A 14,059-nucleotide genomic window follows, 5' to 3' on the forward strand; every position below is an offset into this window, starting at 1 on the left:
AAACAAATGATAAATGAAAGTCACCAACTTGTTAACAATAAATTGTGGACTGTGAAAGTGCTAAATATCTATTGGATAATGGTATTCATGTCATTTGCAGGGCAAGTGATTGGTTTAATTATCACGATATACTACTTCCCATATTATGTAAAGGAGTATACAATAAGTAAATTACTAATTCCTGCAACTATACAATTAGCTGCAATGGGATTAACTAGTTACTTTATTAAGGTAAAAGGGGTAAAAGGTGCTAGAATTTTGACATTTACGGGCACGATATCTGCACTGGCTATCATTATCAGTCACCCTTCTGTACCAGGACTCCAGGTTCTGATGTTGCTGCCAATGGCTGCCATATTAATTTATTTGGATCAGAAAAAACTTAAATTTAGTTTGATTGTAAATCTTATTGGTTTGTCTTCCATTTATTTATTGCCATCAATTCGAGCTGCTGTATCTGTATATGAATATTTTGCTTATATCTTTGTTTTATTATGCAGCTACTTCGTTTTTCTGTTCATTCTATCCAGGGTAAATGAAGTTCTAGAGATGCTGCATAAGACTACAGAGAAGGAGCGGGAATTAATGGTGAAGAGTACAATGATGGAAAGGCTGACGAAGATTGATGCACTAACAGGGCTTTATAATCATAAAACATTCCATGAATATCTGGACTTTCTATATGAACAAAGTATAGTTTATGATATGCCGTTGCAATTAGCTGTTATTGATATTGACAATTTTAAAAGGGTAAATGATAAATATGGACATAGTAATGGGGATATTGTATTAAAGCGTGTGGCAATTGCCATTTCCGAAAAAGTAACAGAGGATGATATTGTTGCCAGGTATGGGGGGGAAGAATTTGCTGTATTACTGACAAACAAACAGTTAGAAACAACCTATAGTTTGTTAGAAGAAATTCGTTGTCATATTTCTGAACAGTTTCATGAGGAATTAAATGGAAATGTAACGGTTAGTATTGGCTTGAAACACCTCGAGAAACACTTATCTAAGGTGGATTTCTTTGATGAAGCAGATGATCTTCTATATCGGGCAAAACATAAAGGGAAAAATCAAATTGTCTGTGACCAATTAAATCTAGCATCCTTTAATGAAAAGGCACTAAATGGCCAGCATTAGTAATATATCATTGTTTATGGTTTTTAATATTCTGAATTCTTTGAAAAAAAGTATTGCATTTTATTGAACGATATATTAAACTTACAATCAGTTACTCATAAGTACTAGCTACTGGTTGAGTTACACCATCCATTAATCCGGGATATAAATAATTCCTGGAAATGAAAGTATCATTTTATAAAATTAAATAATTTCTTATCAAGAGAGGCGGAGGGATTTGGCCCTGCGATGTCTCAGCAACCAGTCTATATCGATAGACCCGGTGCTAATTCCAATAGACTGTCAAACAGTCTAAAAGATAAGAAGAATGACTTTTGCTAATGAAAGGCCTTCTTCTTAGAAGGTCTTTTTTGATGCTAATTAAGAAAAGTTAAATGCCAAAAAAAGGAGAATGAACAATGACAACAAAACTAATTACAGCACCATTTAAAGCCGACCATGTAGGAAGTCTGTTAAGACCAGAGAGTCTGCTGAAAGCGAGAAAAGATTTTCAAGAAGGGAAAATCTCCTCAGAACAGTTGCGTGAAGTGGAGAATAAAGAAATTGCACACATTGTTGATAAACAAATTGAAGTAGGTTTAGAGCTTGTTACTGACGGAGAGTTTCGCCGTCGCTTCTGGCATACCGACTTTTTGGAGCATTTAAACGGGATTGAAGGATATGTTCCGGAAGTTGGCTATATCTTTAATGGAGAAGAAGAAACAGAGAGATATAATATCCGCAATAATGGCAAGGTTTCTTTTAATCCAAAACATCCATTTATTCAGGATTTTAAAGAATTTAACGAAATTGTTGACGGAAGAGCGGTTGCTAAACAGACAATCCCTAGTCCGAATCAATTATTTAATGAAGGAATTCGCAATGCTTCTATTTATCCAGATATTGAAGAATTTGCAAAAGATGTGATTCAGGCATATCGTGATGCAATCAAAGCATTTTATGATGCGGGTGTTCGTTACCTTCAATTTGATGATGTGTATATTGCAGGACTATCTTCACCAGATATCCCGTTTAATGACGGAGAATTTTCAAGAGATTACTTAATTGATTTGGCATTACGTGTTGTAAATGGCGTACTTGAAGACAAACCTGGTGACCTTATTGTAACAACACACCTTTGCCGTGGAAACTATCGTTCTAACTGGGCATTTGAAGGCAGTTATGACTTAATTGCACCGACATTATTCGCAAAAGAAAAAGTGAACGGCTTTTTCCTGGAGTATGATGATGAACGCTCAGGCGGTTTTAAACCATTAGATCATATTCCGAACGGCGGAGCTCACGTTGTACTTGGACTGATTACTTCAAAGAATGGAGAATTAGAGGATAAAGAATTGATTAAAGCTCGTGTAGAAGAAGCATCCAAATATGTTCCATTAAATCAGCTGTGTTTAAGTCCTCAATGCGGCTTTGCCTCTACACACCATGGGAATAAATTAACAGAAGAAGACCAATGGAATAAATTGAAGTACATTGTAGATTTAGCAAAAGAGATCTGGGGATAAAATGGTTTACACGCCTTTGTTGCATTAGAAGCGACAAAGGCTTTTTTATTGGTAAGAGCAAAAGAGATTTTGGACGAGACTATTTTAACTAGGTATAATTTATGGTATGATCGAAGACATCAATAAAAAAAAGGAGTCTGGAGATACTATGGAGATTCCGATTCTGCATGAGGATAACCATCTGCTTGCTGTCGAGAAACCTGTTAACGTTCCAGTTCAAGCAGATCGCTCACAAGATGAGGATCTGTTAAACATATTAAAAAAAGATATCAAACAACGTTATCAGAAACCGGGGAATGTATATTTAGCTTTAGTGCATCGATTAGATCGGCCTGTTGGCGGTGCCATGGTATTTGCTAAAACATCCAAAGCGGCATCCCGATTATCTGATGCGATTCGAAGAAACTCTGTCACTAAGCAATATTTAGCGGTGATTCATGGCTTGCCCTATAAGAAGTCTGGCAGATTAGAGGATTATTTAGTAAAAGATCGACAAAAAAATATAGTCAGGACAGCTTCGGAAAGGGAGACAAAAGCGAAAAAGGCGGTATTGGACTATCAAGTTCTCGAAACATCCAATAATTTTAGTCTAGTGAAAGTTGATCTGCATACAGGTCGTCCTCACCAGATAAGAGTTCAATTTGCCTCACGTGGTTTCCCTCTCTTCGGTGATCAGAAATATGGAGCAAAAGTCAATAAACCAGGACAACAAATTGCATTATGGTCCCATTGTATTGGATTTGACCACCCAGTAAAAAAAGAAGAAACCTATTGTGACTCCATCCCGCCAAATGATTATCCCTGGAATTTATGGGAAGCAATATAGTATTGGAGAGTAACTATCTTTTGATAGTTGCTTTTATTTGTCTTATAAACTATTAAAAGATTGATCGAGAGGTTAGGTATTATGAAACAGAAAAAGTATTTTTATTATTTTCTTCAGGAGATATCCTTTGAGTTAGCTCAAATTGCCAGAGAACTAGAATACAGTGTATTTACTAGTCCCAGAACAATGCTCACACATGCCCGAGTATTTGTTGAGGGAGTTATCCAGCATGTTTTTCATTTAGAAAAGATATCAGAATATGAAAAGACAGGCTTAAATGATCGAATTCATTGTTTAGTGGATCAAGGTCTTATCCTGAAAGAACAAAGTGATGCAATGCATAATATCCGCTTGCTAGGTAATGATGCAGCACATCAAACAAGAAATTTCCGGTTTTCAGAAGCATTATCTGCGTGGGAATCACTCTACATTGTGATTAAATGGTATGTAGAAACATATGGCTCTGCAACAGTGGAAGTCCCTGAATATAAAGATCCATCAATAGAACAAGCGCACACTTACGATATTCAGGAAATTCATTTACGGTTGAAAGAATTAGAGGACAATTTGACGATTCAAATTAATCAAGTAACAAATCCTGATAAGGAATTAGAAAAACACCAGAATGTACCTATAGCGGAAACTGTACTTCTTCCAGGTGATACAACGATTCGAGTCATCCAGTATAATAATGAGCAAATAGAGATTCCTTACTTTCTTCGAGATGCATTTTTATTGCCTCAAAGGTTCCCAAGTGCAGAACGATTTATGATTGCATTAGGTGGTGTCCAACAGGGACGGGTTATGAGTGAGTTACCTGCCAGGATTAATGGAATGTCGAAACTTGTGAAACGGTATAAAGAAGAAAATGAAGCATACTTCTTTTCAGATCTGAAACAATTCGTTGAGGAGGAGAGGATTCGGCGAAATGTTTTTCAGCAGCACCCTGGCGAGTTGTTTTTATTCTTTCGTTCAGAATATATAATTATGACCGATGGTTTAGCCACTACACTCTTAACGGAAGACAATTTCAGCGGCTTCCCTAATTTCCTCAGACAAATGCATGAAGATAATATTAACAAAGTAGGACAGCTGCCACAAGAACTTTTAGTCCTTGCCAAATACGATAGAGTAGGGGTAGGAACGGTAGAAAAATTATTCCGCCAGTTAAAAAATTTTCAATAATTGGATGCGTATTTTCAGTCAATTACAGTGATATGTAGTATGACAAAACGGATAATTAATTATTTCCCCATGTTTTTTAGTACTATACTTTTTTCTTAAATGAAGTATAATATTTTCATGACAACATAGGAGTGATGGAAATGGATGGACATCTTGTGAAGAGTGTGATTATGCTTACAGGATCTGAACTGAAAATGCTTTATATCTTATTAATTAATTCACCATTGAGTAGTGTTCTGTCAATGAATCAAGTGAATTTTGCTTCATATCTTGAGGAACAAATGGAAAAATTGAGAAGTCATAATAAAGAGAAAATGCAGGTCGATATTTTCTTGAAAATGACCGAATTGTTTAAGTTAAAGGGGCTAAATTACTCGAATGAAAAAGTCTTGTTTGAACAATCGTCCTACATCTTCAACCAAGCTTTTCATCAATTATCTAAAGATAATAAAAATCTGAAACAAGCTATTTCAGATAATGAGAGAAAAAGCATTTTTATCCAAACTCATTTCGATAAATTATTTAGTAAAGAACCCTTAGCAACTCCTTCCATTCTTCTCTTTAAAGATGTGAAGGTAGTAAAGAATGTTCTTTCAAATAATCGATTTTTATCAAGAAGTCATCCAGGGAACAGGCTTTTAGAAGTGATTATAGCTATCCTTCTGTCCAAACAAGTTCAGGATTTTAATGACAGTGATTTGCAATTATTTCTGAACGAATGGCAAAATCGATTTAACAATTATAATACTTTACATAAGCAAATGGCCGAATTAGAAGTGGAACGGGATGGTGTTCAAAACGATTTTGATGAAAACCAAAAGATTATTAACGAAATTCAAAAACAAATCCGCCATGCCAAACAGCAAATCTCTTTAGAGAAAAAGACTTTGCAAAGTCTATTGAAATATGCTGATTTGGAAAAATTGCAAGTGAATCAATCGTTTGAAACAAACCGTCAGGCATATGAAGAAATTCAGCAAAAAATTGGGAGAATATATCGATCACATCCGGCTCAGCGAAATTCTGACAGTTTTTTTTCACAAATAAGTAAAACTTTCTCAAGCATTGGTACATCGATCCAAATCAAAAATGAAGAAAGAAAAGCGAGTTATTATTTAAGCGAGATGGTTGAGGATATATTAAGTTCCAATGTCTCATTTAAGGAAGCGGAACAGAAGCGGATTAAAGACTGGGAGAAAAAAATAACCGATTTTAAAAAATGGGAAAAGCAGCATAAAAAGTACCAGGAAATGTTAAAAAAAGAATTAATCCAATGGAAATATCAAGTTGCAACTATTAAGAAGAATATTAAAGAATTAGAAAAAGAAAATTACGGATTAGCTGACATCCCACTGGAACTAAATCAACAATTGCTATTAGAAGAATAATGATTAGAAGAAAATCCTGTAAGGCTTTAACCTAACAGGATTTTCTAATTAACCGAAAAACAAATCTAATATGTTAGAAGTTTTTGATGCATGCTTGTTATAAAATTCGGAATAGCCGCATTCTTCACAATATATTACGATGAATTGATTGTGCTGAATATCAAACATTTTCGATAAACCTGTTCCTGTCATTGCAACTTCTTTTTGCGCTGCATTTCGACTTCCACATTTGATACAACCATTATTCGCCATATGGACACCTCTTTTCTTCAAATTTAAAAAATTGGTATCTTCTAGATTTATCATATCATAAATATTGGTAGTGCGAAATAAGCCTTGCACTTTACTTATAACAGCCTAAATGTGCCAAAAGTTTCACGTTTTCATCCACCCGTCAGCAAGCAAAGGGCACCCTTTATCCATTAATCTCTCAGGCACTGTATCAATTGTAAATATTCTTGGGTCCAAATTTTCATCAAGTTCCTCCCAGAATAATGGTGTAGCAACAGTTGCTTCCTTCGTCGCCCGAGTCGAATATGGTGCAATGATTGTTTTCTTTGGTGCGTGTTGAACATAATCAAGATACAATCTCTTTCCCCTGTTTTTAATCAATCGTTCTGTTGTGAAAGAATCGGGATATTTTTCAACAAGCACATTGGCAATCGCCTCCATTAATTCCCTTGTCTGGTTAAAACTCAACGGTTCATTATGAATAGGTGCATGTACTTGAAGTCCTGTCCTGCCTGATGTTTTAACAAAAGAAGGAAATCCTTTGTATGTTAGTAAGTCTTTAATAAGTTTTGCTGCTAACACAGCTAATGGAAATTCATCTAATGATGGTGGGTCTAAATCGAACACTATTTCATCAGGGTAATTCCTATCCATTCTGTGAAACGGAACATGAAACTCGATCGCAGCATGATTAGCAAACCACAATAAACTTTCTAAATTATTACATAATAGATGGTTATTATTAGATTCAATATATTCAGGTGCATGATTTGGCAAGTGTTTCTGATAAAAGGATTCCTCTTCAATTCCATCAGGATATCTGATTGTAGTTAAATGTTTATCCTGCAATCTCGGTAAAATAAATGCAGCAACTTGACGATAATAGATAATAATATCTCGTTTTGATTTGTCAGGGAAAAGCAATTTGTCTGGTTTTGTGATTTCAAATGCTTCCGGCAATTGGACTAATTGTAACTCTAACTGTTTATATGTACACTCTTCCGGTTCTAAATCAAACCGAAATCCGCCAAAATTAGGTTCTCTTAATTCCTGATTCTCTGCATCCAGGCAATTTATATTTACACAGATACTTGGGTTAATGTGCCAAGTGTTTTTGCCAATCTTTGTGCCATTTTGATGAATAAAAGACGTCAGCGTTTTTCGTTCCTCTGACTTGATCCCATTTTTTATTTTTCCAAGTTTTATCCATTTGCCATTATGATATATTGCCGTATCGAAATAGTCATTCTCGGAATTATACCCTGTAATAACCCCTTGTATTATTCGGTAATTTTTTACTTTCTGCCAATTTTCTGTTCGTTTTCCATATACATAACGAGAATGTTTCTGCTTAGAAACCATGCCTTCACACTGATGAAGAAATATAATTTGCTGTATTTCTTCTAATGACTGATAGAAGGTAATAAGCGAAAGACGATTGGATAATGTATCAGCATCTTCGGAAAAGTTTTTGAAAACTTCTCTTAACAGCTGTTTACGTTCCTCTAATGTTTTTTTGATTATCGATTTTCCTCTGGAATAAAGCAGGTCAAAGCAGATAAAATTGGCAGGCCTTTCAGCACTTGCTGTGGTGATCTTTTTCTTGTCTTTCATTCTGCTTCTTTGCTGGACTTGTGAGAAAATTGCCTGGTATGGTGTCCGTAAAATAACAAGTTCGCCATCAAGAAATAATGGCAAAAAGTCTTTCACATAAGGTTCATTTTCTTTGCACCATGTTACTATTTCAGGAAATTGGCTGGTTAGGTCATGATTATTCCTGCTCCATAATTTCACCCCAGATTGTTTCCATTCCAGTCCACATCGAAAACCATCATATTTAACTTCATATATCCAGTCGCGATGCTCAACCGCCTTATTTACAAGTACAGGTAACATTGGTTGCCACATTGTATTCAACTCCTTCCTTTCTATTTTTGCTATTTAATGAATGATTATAACAACTAACGATAAAACTAAGAAAAAAAGAGGTGTGAACAATGCATACAATGTGGAAAGGCACAATCAGTTTTGGATTAGTAAATATCCCTGTGAAGCTTCATTCAGCAACAGAGAATAAAGATATCCCATTAAGGAATTTGCATAAAGAGTGTCACTCACCAGTGAAATATGAGAAAGTATGTCCTGTTTGTGATAAAGAAGTAGCGAATGATGACATTGTAAAAGGATTTGAGTATACCAAAAATAAATTCGTTATTTTAGAAGATGATGATTTAGAGGCTATTAGAGATGAGAATGAGGAAAAGGCTGTAGAAATTGTTGATTTTGTTAAATTAGAAGAAATTGACCCCATTTATTTTGATAAAAGTTATTACCTTTCACCAAACGATGGCGGTACGAAAGGCTATGTATTACTTCGGGAAGCCTTACACGAAACAGGAAAAATCGGTCTTGCTAAAATAACGATCAGATCAAAAGAACATTTAGCAGTTGTAAGAATGTATCAAAACACGTTAGTAATGGAGACCATTCATTTTCCTGATGAAGTACGTAATTTCCAAGAGGTACCTAACGTACCCGAGGAGACGAAAATTGTAGAGAAAGAATTAGACACAGCAAAATTGTTAATAGATCAGTTAACAACAGAGTTTGACCCGGAAAAATATACGGACGATTACCGTACAGCTTTATTAGATTTAATTGAACAAAAACGTAAAGGGGAAGAAGTGTCAACAGCAAAAGAACCGAAGAAGCATGATAATGTGACAGACTTAATGGAAGCACTTGAAAAATCGTTACAAAAAACGAAAACAAAGAAAAAGAAACCTGCAGCCAAGAGAAAAACAACAACAAGAAAGACAGCGAAGGCAAATTAAAACATTAGTGTATAGAAAGCAGAAATTGAGCAGAAAATAAGGAAAAAGGAGTGTGAAAAATATGGATGCACAAAGAGCACAGGAAATTCTAAATTCACCCGAGATGTATCATGTCACATATAATGGAGAGAAAATTTATATCGAGCATGTTGATCAAAGTAATGGACAAGCAACAGTTCATCCCCTGCACAATCCTGAACAGAAACAAAGTGTCCGTATCGATCAATTAATTGAGCAATAGATATTATAAGAAAAATCTTTGGGATTATCCATTCCAAAGATTTTTTAGTTCAGGTCTAATTATTTATTGGGAAGCAATCATTGCAAAATGGTCTCCAATGATTCAGAATTCCGAAAGAAAGGTATGCTCATCATTCGTTCTTCTATTAAATTTAACAGAACGTTTGTTCTTGTAATCTATTACATATATGGTATAATCGAATAAGATAATGTTCTTTTAAGGTGAGGTCGGCTAGCCCCAGTGAAAGGGGGAATGCCTATGAGTATGTATGAAACATTTATGGTCCTCTTTGGATTTGGCAGTTTTATCATTACATTACTCGCATTGATCATATCATTGATCAATAAAAAATAGACCTCCCTATTTACCCTGCAAGTGACTAGGTGAGGTCTATGCAACCATTGCAGCCGAACCCTCTGGGGGAACCGCTTATCTGTACCCACAGTGCCAGCTGTGGGTTAATTATTATATGCTTTTCCTATCTTATTATAGCATAGATGAAACATCCTGGGAAGTTTGAACCTCTTTATGAAAAGAAATGCTGCTGGTAAAATCCATATTATTGTAATAGGCTCTTGCCATTCTGTTAGTCTTATTGCGTTCTACTATTTGAACAATTATTAAAATTCTGGTTGCCATTAATATCTCCATAATAATACGCCGGATTCCTTAAACTTCCTATGTATTCCTCTCCTAATAAAACAACCTTTTATTCCTTTTCTGCCATATATATTTATGTTAATGCTTTAAATTAATGATTTTCATATTGCTATATTTGTTATTGAGGTTGAGTTCGTTATATTTTTAAAAGTTTTCATATATTCGCTGTACTTTTTTACGAAATGAATCAATAGGTACGTACCTAGCTTCTCTTAAATATTCTTTTCCATCAACAAACAATATAAGAACAGGTGCAGTATAGATACTCCATTGACCTGCTAACATTAGGTAATTATCAATAACAATGGATCCAAGTTTAATTTCCGGAAATTCTTGCATTACTGAATGAACTTGCGGGTATAAGCTGTGACATACACTGCAATTATTTTTAGAAATATAGATAAATGTAAGCCGTCTGCTTTGAATAAAGTGATTGATTTCAGTTTCTGTTCTTAATTCTGTAAAGAAATTCATCATCCATACCTCCTTCTGTCTATACTATAGCTAATACATTGATGAAAAGAAAGGCAGAGGATGGGAAGTTGAAATTTTGGGAAAATTAATTTTATCTATTTATTGAAAGGTAAGATATATTCATTGACAAAAAATACGGTAGGGGGGTATAGTATAACTATAAAAATAAGGAAGTGATTTGATATGGATGAATTTCTGCATAGTCACCCCAGTAAGCCAAGATCAAGTGATGAGAAACAGGCGGTGATAAACCGCTTAAAACGGATAGAAGGTCAAGTGAGAGGGATTCAAAAAATGGTCGAAGAGGACCGCTACTGTATGGATATTTTAGTTCAGATTAGTGCAATCCAGGCTGCCTTAAAGAAAGTTGGTTATTCGGTTACAGAACGCCATATGAAACATTGTGTTAGTGATGCAATATTATCCGGGGATGGCGATGATGCAATCAGGGAACTTTTGCAAGTAATGAAACAATTTACTAAATAGGGGGTGCTTCTCAGATGAGTGAAAGGAAACAGGCAACACTAAGAATAACTGGTATGACTTGTGCTGCGTGTTCCAGCAGGATAGAGAAGGTTCTAAATAAAATGGAAGGCGTTGATGCACAAGTTAACTTAGCAACAGAAAAAGCGAATATTGCTTTTAATCCTTCCCAAAGTAATTTATCAGAAATCAATCAAAAAATCGAGAAACTTGGTTATGGTGTCCAACCGGAAACTATCGACCTGAATATAACAGGTATGACATGTGCCGCATGTTCGACCAGGATCGAAAAGGTTTTAAATAAACTATCTGGTGTGAATAAAGCAAGTGTTAATTTAGCGACAGAAAGTGCATCAATTGAGTTTCAGCCAGCTGTCGTTACAGTAGATGACTTTATTGCTAGAATAAAAAAACTCGGGTATTCTGCCGAAAGGAAAAATATTGAAAAGGAAGACAACACTCAAAAGGAAAGGCAATTAAATCGGATGAGAAATAAACTGGTTATTTCAGCCATCCTTACAGCACCATTAGTATTAATGATGATCTTTCCGTTAATGGGAGTTCAAGCACCTGCTATTTTCATGAATCCTATGTTCCAGTTTGTCCTTGCGACACCTGTTCAATTTATAATCGGCTGGCAATTTTACGTTGGTGCATATAAGAATATTCGCAATGGTGGGGCGAATATGGATGTACTAGTTGTATTAGGTACGAGTGCTGCTTATTTTTACAGTTTGTATGAAACAGTACGAACGATAGGGTTGGTTGAAGTCATGCCACACCTTTACTTTGAAACAAGTGCTGTTATTATCACTCTTATCCTTTTTGGGAAATATCTTGAAGTATCTGCCAAAAGTAAAACAACAAAAGCCATTTCGAAATTATTGCATTTACAAGCAAAAAAAGCCAGAATTATTCAAGGTGGCCAGGAAGTGATGGTGCCGATCGAAGAAGTGAAGGTTGGAGATAAAATAATCGTAAAACCAGGTGAAAAGATACCTGTTGATGGTATGGTGGTCAAAGGAACAACAGCTGTCGATGAATCGATGCTGACTGGAGAATCCATTCCGATTGAGAAAACGAGTGATTCTACTGTAATAGGTGCGACAATGAATAAAAACGGAACAATTGAAGTCGAAGCAACCAAAGTAGGGAAAGATACAGCTCTTGCCTCCATAATTAAAGTAGTAGAAGATGCACAAGGATCCAAAGCACCGATCCAGCGATTAGCTGATGTGATATCAGGGCATTTTGTTCAAGTTGTTGTAGGTATTGCTTTACTAACGTTTATTGTGTGGATTGCATTTGCAGCACCAGGTGATATCGAATCAGCACTTGTGGCAACTATCGCTGTACTTGTTATTGCCTGTCCATGTGCCTTGGGTCTTGCTACACCAACATCTATTATGGTTGGTACAGGAAAAGCTGCTGAATCTGGTATTCTTTTTAAAGGCGGGGAACATTTAGAACGGACTCACCAGCTTGAAGCAATTATTCTAGACAAAACAGGAACAATCACAAAAGGGAAACCCGAGGTAACTGATTTCACGGGTGATAATGAAACATTACAGTTACTTGCAAGTGCTGAAAAAAACTCAGAACACCCGCTAGCTGAAGCGATTGTTGCGTATGCAACAGAAAATCAGATTGAACTCCAGGAAGTTAACTATTTTGAAGCAATACCCGGGCATGGTATTAAAGCGACTATTTTAGGAAAAGAGATAATAGTAGGGAATCGCAAATGGATGCTTGATAATGGAATTGATATTGGCGAAGCGAAAGAGCGAATGCAAGTCTGCGAAGAAAGTGGGAAAACCGCAATGCTTATTGCCATTAACCAGGAATTTAGGGGCATAGTCGCAGTTGCTGATACTGTTAAGGAGACGGCGAAAGAAGCGATTCAGCAACTAAGAGATCAAAGACTTGATGTGATCATGCTGACTGGGGATAATGAAAGAACGGCTAAGGCAATTGCTGGCAAAGTGGGGATTGACAAAATTATTGCAGAAGTTTTACCGGAAGAAAAAGCGGATAAAGTAAAAGAGGTACAATTACAAGGAAAGAAAGTTGCTATGGTTGGTGATGGAATTAATGACGCGCCAGCCCTCGCCGTTGCGGATATTGGTATTGCAATAGGTACAGGTACGGAAATTGCGATTGAAGCAGCAGATGTCACCATTTTAGGTGGAGAATTACTTTTAATACCGAAAGCAATTAAGTTAAGTCATGCAACAATAAGAAACATTCGTCAAAACTTATTTTGGGCATTCGCATATAACAGTGCCGGTATTCCGATTGCAGCGGTCGGCCTGCTTGCACCATGGATTGCAGGCGCAGCAATGGCATTTAGTTCAGTAAGTGTTGTATCAAACTCACTTCGCCTGAAGCGAGTGAAAATATAAAATGTTAGGAGCAGATGATATGCAAACAATATTAGATGTAAAAGGAATGACATGCGGGCATTGTAAAGCCTCAGTAGAAGGAGCACTAACAGAATTAACCGGTGTAAACAGTGCCAAAGTTGATCTTAATACAGGAAAAGTTGAAGTGAATTATCAAGAAGAGAAAGTATCTGTAGATGAATTAAAAGAAGCAGTGGAAGAACAGGGTTATGATGTAATGTAACGTTTGATTACTAATTTAACGGAATGATTGGAACAGGTTAGCATAATTAGTTAAACATATGCTAACCTGTTTTCCTGTGTTAAACATATGCAGGTATAACCACATTATCTGCCAATGAACCATCCCATCTTCCCGATATTTTACTACATAGTATTAAGATAACTTTTTAAAGGGAGAAATAGTATTGATAAAAAAATCTATATTTCTGATAATTTCTTTTCTGCTGGGAAAACGGTAATTAATAATGATAAAAATGAAGAAATAGGCTTATTAGATTTAAAAAGTCCATTTGAATCAAGTGTTTCTATATAGGATAATGAAGAAAATATCCTATGTTCAGGAAAGTTTCGCCCCTTATTAAGAAAGTGGGTTGTATCCAGTCCTGAACAAGAATTAGGGGTATTAAAACAGATGATGTTCAGCTTTTCAAAAACTAATTATTATACAACAAATGATCAAATAAA

At 35.6% G+C, this 14,059-nt stretch carries 14 protein-coding genes and 1 riboswitch; of the genes, 11 read left to right on the forward strand and 3 right to left on the reverse strand.

What is annotated here, in order from left to right; all coding sequences use genetic code 11:
• Positions 1-6 precede the first annotated feature (6 nt).
• From ACFOY7_RS13745 to ACFOY7_RS13765, 5 genes are all read left to right on the forward strand, one after another.
• Positions 7-1,143 carry a GGDEF domain-containing protein gene (locus ACFOY7_RS13745; RefSeq protein ID WP_390252667.1) on the forward strand — a complete coding sequence of 379 codons (1,137 nt, stop codon included), beginning with the start codon at positions 7-9 and terminating at the stop codon, positions 1,141-1,143.
• 192 nt (positions 1,144-1,335) lie between these two features.
• A riboswitch (SAM riboswitch) is annotated at positions 1,336-1,448 on the forward strand.
• Between the two features lie 93 nt (positions 1,449-1,541).
• Positions 1,542-2,648, forward strand: a complete 1,107-nt coding sequence (locus ACFOY7_RS13750) for a 5-methyltetrahydropteroyltriglutamate--homocysteine S-methyltransferase (protein ID WP_390252668.1) — start codon at positions 1,542-1,544, stop codon at positions 2,646-2,648.
• A 148-nt stretch (positions 2,649-2,796) separates the two neighbouring features.
• The gene (locus tag ACFOY7_RS13755) at positions 2,797-3,474 is read left to right on the forward strand and encodes an RluA family pseudouridine synthase (RefSeq protein ID WP_390252669.1); all 678 of its coding nucleotides are present in this window, start codon (positions 2,797-2,799) and stop codon (positions 3,472-3,474) included.
• A gap of 81 nt (positions 3,475-3,555) precedes the next feature.
• Entirely contained in the window at positions 3,556-4,659 is a 1,104-nt protein-coding gene (locus tag ACFOY7_RS13760; protein ID WP_390252670.1) for a DUF4145 domain-containing protein, read from the forward strand.
• Positions 4,660-4,799: 140 nt separating this feature from the next.
• Positions 4,800-6,047, forward strand: coding sequence for a hypothetical protein (locus ACFOY7_RS13765; RefSeq protein WP_390252671.1), 1,248 nt, complete (start codon positions 4,800-4,802; stop codon positions 6,045-6,047).
• A 48-nt stretch (positions 6,048-6,095) separates the two neighbouring features.
• On the opposite strand, the gene ACFOY7_RS13770 is transcribed toward ACFOY7_RS13765, so the two are convergent.
• A complete protein-coding gene (locus tag ACFOY7_RS13770; protein WP_390252672.1) occupies positions 6,096-6,299 on the reverse strand; it encodes a zinc ribbon domain-containing protein in 204 nt (67 codons plus the stop codon).
• A gap of 123 nt (positions 6,300-6,422) precedes the next feature.
• Positions 6,423-8,186 (reverse strand): DNA ligase D, encoded by a 1,764-nt coding sequence (ligD, locus tag ACFOY7_RS13775; RefSeq protein ID WP_390252673.1) that lies wholly within the window; start codon positions 8,184-8,186, stop codon positions 6,423-6,425.
• Positions 8,187-8,275: 89 nt separating this feature from the next.
• On the opposite strand from ligD, the gene ku reads away from it, so the two are divergent.
• From ku to ACFOY7_RS13790, 3 genes are all read left to right on the forward strand, one after another.
• Positions 8,276-9,112, forward strand: coding sequence for a non-homologous end joining protein Ku (ku, locus tag ACFOY7_RS13780; protein ID WP_390252674.1), 837 nt, complete (start codon positions 8,276-8,278; stop codon positions 9,110-9,112).
• Between the two features lie 61 nt (positions 9,113-9,173).
• Positions 9,174-9,353 (forward strand): small acid-soluble spore protein H, encoded by a 180-nt coding sequence (locus tag ACFOY7_RS13785; protein ID WP_390252676.1) that lies wholly within the window; start codon positions 9,174-9,176, stop codon positions 9,351-9,353.
• A 258-nt stretch (positions 9,354-9,611) separates the two neighbouring features.
• Positions 9,612-9,707, forward strand: a complete 96-nt coding sequence (locus ACFOY7_RS13790) for a putative holin-like toxin (protein ID WP_390252678.1) — start codon at positions 9,612-9,614, stop codon at positions 9,705-9,707.
• A 450-nt stretch (positions 9,708-10,157) separates the two neighbouring features.
• Here ACFOY7_RS13790 and ACFOY7_RS13795 read toward each other — a convergent pair whose 3' ends face one another.
• Complete coding sequence (locus tag ACFOY7_RS13795; RefSeq protein ID WP_390252679.1) at positions 10,158-10,487, reverse strand: thioredoxin family protein; 330 nt, start codon at positions 10,485-10,487, stop codon at positions 10,158-10,160.
• A 183-nt stretch (positions 10,488-10,670) separates the two neighbouring features.
• On the opposite strand from ACFOY7_RS13795, the gene ACFOY7_RS13800 reads away from it, so the two are divergent.
• The 3 genes from ACFOY7_RS13800 to copZ are packed head-to-tail and all read left to right on the forward strand — an operon-like array spanning position 10,671 to position 13,595.
• Positions 10,671-10,973 carry a metal-sensing transcriptional repressor gene (locus ACFOY7_RS13800; protein WP_390252680.1) on the forward strand — a complete coding sequence of 101 codons (303 nt, stop codon included), beginning with the start codon at positions 10,671-10,673 and terminating at the stop codon, positions 10,971-10,973.
• Between the two features lie 14 nt (positions 10,974-10,987).
• Positions 10,988-13,372, forward strand: a complete 2,385-nt coding sequence (locus ACFOY7_RS13805) for a heavy metal translocating P-type ATPase (RefSeq protein ID WP_390252681.1) — start codon at positions 10,988-10,990, stop codon at positions 13,370-13,372.
• Between the two features lie 19 nt (positions 13,373-13,391).
• On the forward strand, positions 13,392-13,595 hold the full coding sequence (gene copZ / locus ACFOY7_RS13810) for a copper chaperone CopZ (RefSeq protein WP_390252682.1): 204 nt from the start codon (positions 13,392-13,394) through the stop codon (positions 13,593-13,595).
• Positions 13,596-14,059: the final 464 nt, after the last annotated feature.

The sequence above is a fragment of the Gracilibacillus xinjiangensis genome, from assembly GCF_042651765.1.
Classification (GTDB): domain Bacteria; phylum Bacillota; class Bacilli; order Bacillales; family Amphibacillaceae; genus Gracilibacillus; species Gracilibacillus xinjiangensis.

What these genes read in the sequence shown, in the direction of transcription:
- ACFOY7_RS13745 (WP_390252667.1), top strand. Translation starts at nt 7, where the DNA reads ATGATAAATGAAAGTCACCAACTTGTTAACAATAAATTGTGGACTGTG.
- ACFOY7_RS13750 (WP_390252668.1), top strand. Translation starts at nt 1,542, where the DNA reads ATGACAACAAAACTAATTACAGCACCATTTAAAGCCGACCATGTAGGA.
- ACFOY7_RS13755 (WP_390252669.1), top strand. Translation starts at nt 2,797, where the DNA reads ATGGAGATTCCGATTCTGCATGAGGATAACCATCTGCTTGCTGTCGAG.
- ACFOY7_RS13760 (WP_390252670.1), top strand. Translation starts at nt 3,556, where the DNA reads ATGAAACAGAAAAAGTATTTTTATTATTTTCTTCAGGAGATATCCTTT.
- ACFOY7_RS13765 (WP_390252671.1), top strand. Translation starts at nt 4,800, where the DNA reads ATGGATGGACATCTTGTGAAGAGTGTGATTATGCTTACAGGATCTGAA.
- ACFOY7_RS13770 (WP_390252672.1), bottom strand. Translation starts at nt 6,299, where the DNA reads ATGGCGAATAATGGTTGTATCAAATGTGGAAGTCGAAATGCAGCGCAA.
- ligD (WP_390252673.1), bottom strand. Translation starts at nt 8,186, where the DNA reads ATGTGGCAACCAATGTTACCTGTACTTGTAAATAAGGCGGTTGAGCAT.
- ku (WP_390252674.1), top strand. Translation starts at nt 8,276, where the DNA reads ATGCATACAATGTGGAAAGGCACAATCAGTTTTGGATTAGTAAATATC.
- ACFOY7_RS13785 (WP_390252676.1), top strand. Translation starts at nt 9,174, where the DNA reads ATGGATGCACAAAGAGCACAGGAAATTCTAAATTCACCCGAGATGTAT.
- ACFOY7_RS13790 (WP_390252678.1), top strand. Translation starts at nt 9,612, where the DNA reads ATGAGTATGTATGAAACATTTATGGTCCTCTTTGGATTTGGCAGTTTT.
- ACFOY7_RS13795 (WP_390252679.1), bottom strand. Translation starts at nt 10,487, where the DNA reads ATGAATTTCTTTACAGAATTAAGAACAGAAACTGAAATCAATCACTTT.
- ACFOY7_RS13800 (WP_390252680.1), top strand. Translation starts at nt 10,671, where the DNA reads ATGGATGAATTTCTGCATAGTCACCCCAGTAAGCCAAGATCAAGTGAT.
- ACFOY7_RS13805 (WP_390252681.1), top strand. Translation starts at nt 10,988, where the DNA reads ATGAGTGAAAGGAAACAGGCAACACTAAGAATAACTGGTATGACTTGT.
- copZ (WP_390252682.1), top strand. Translation starts at nt 13,392, where the DNA reads ATGCAAACAATATTAGATGTAAAAGGAATGACATGCGGGCATTGTAAA.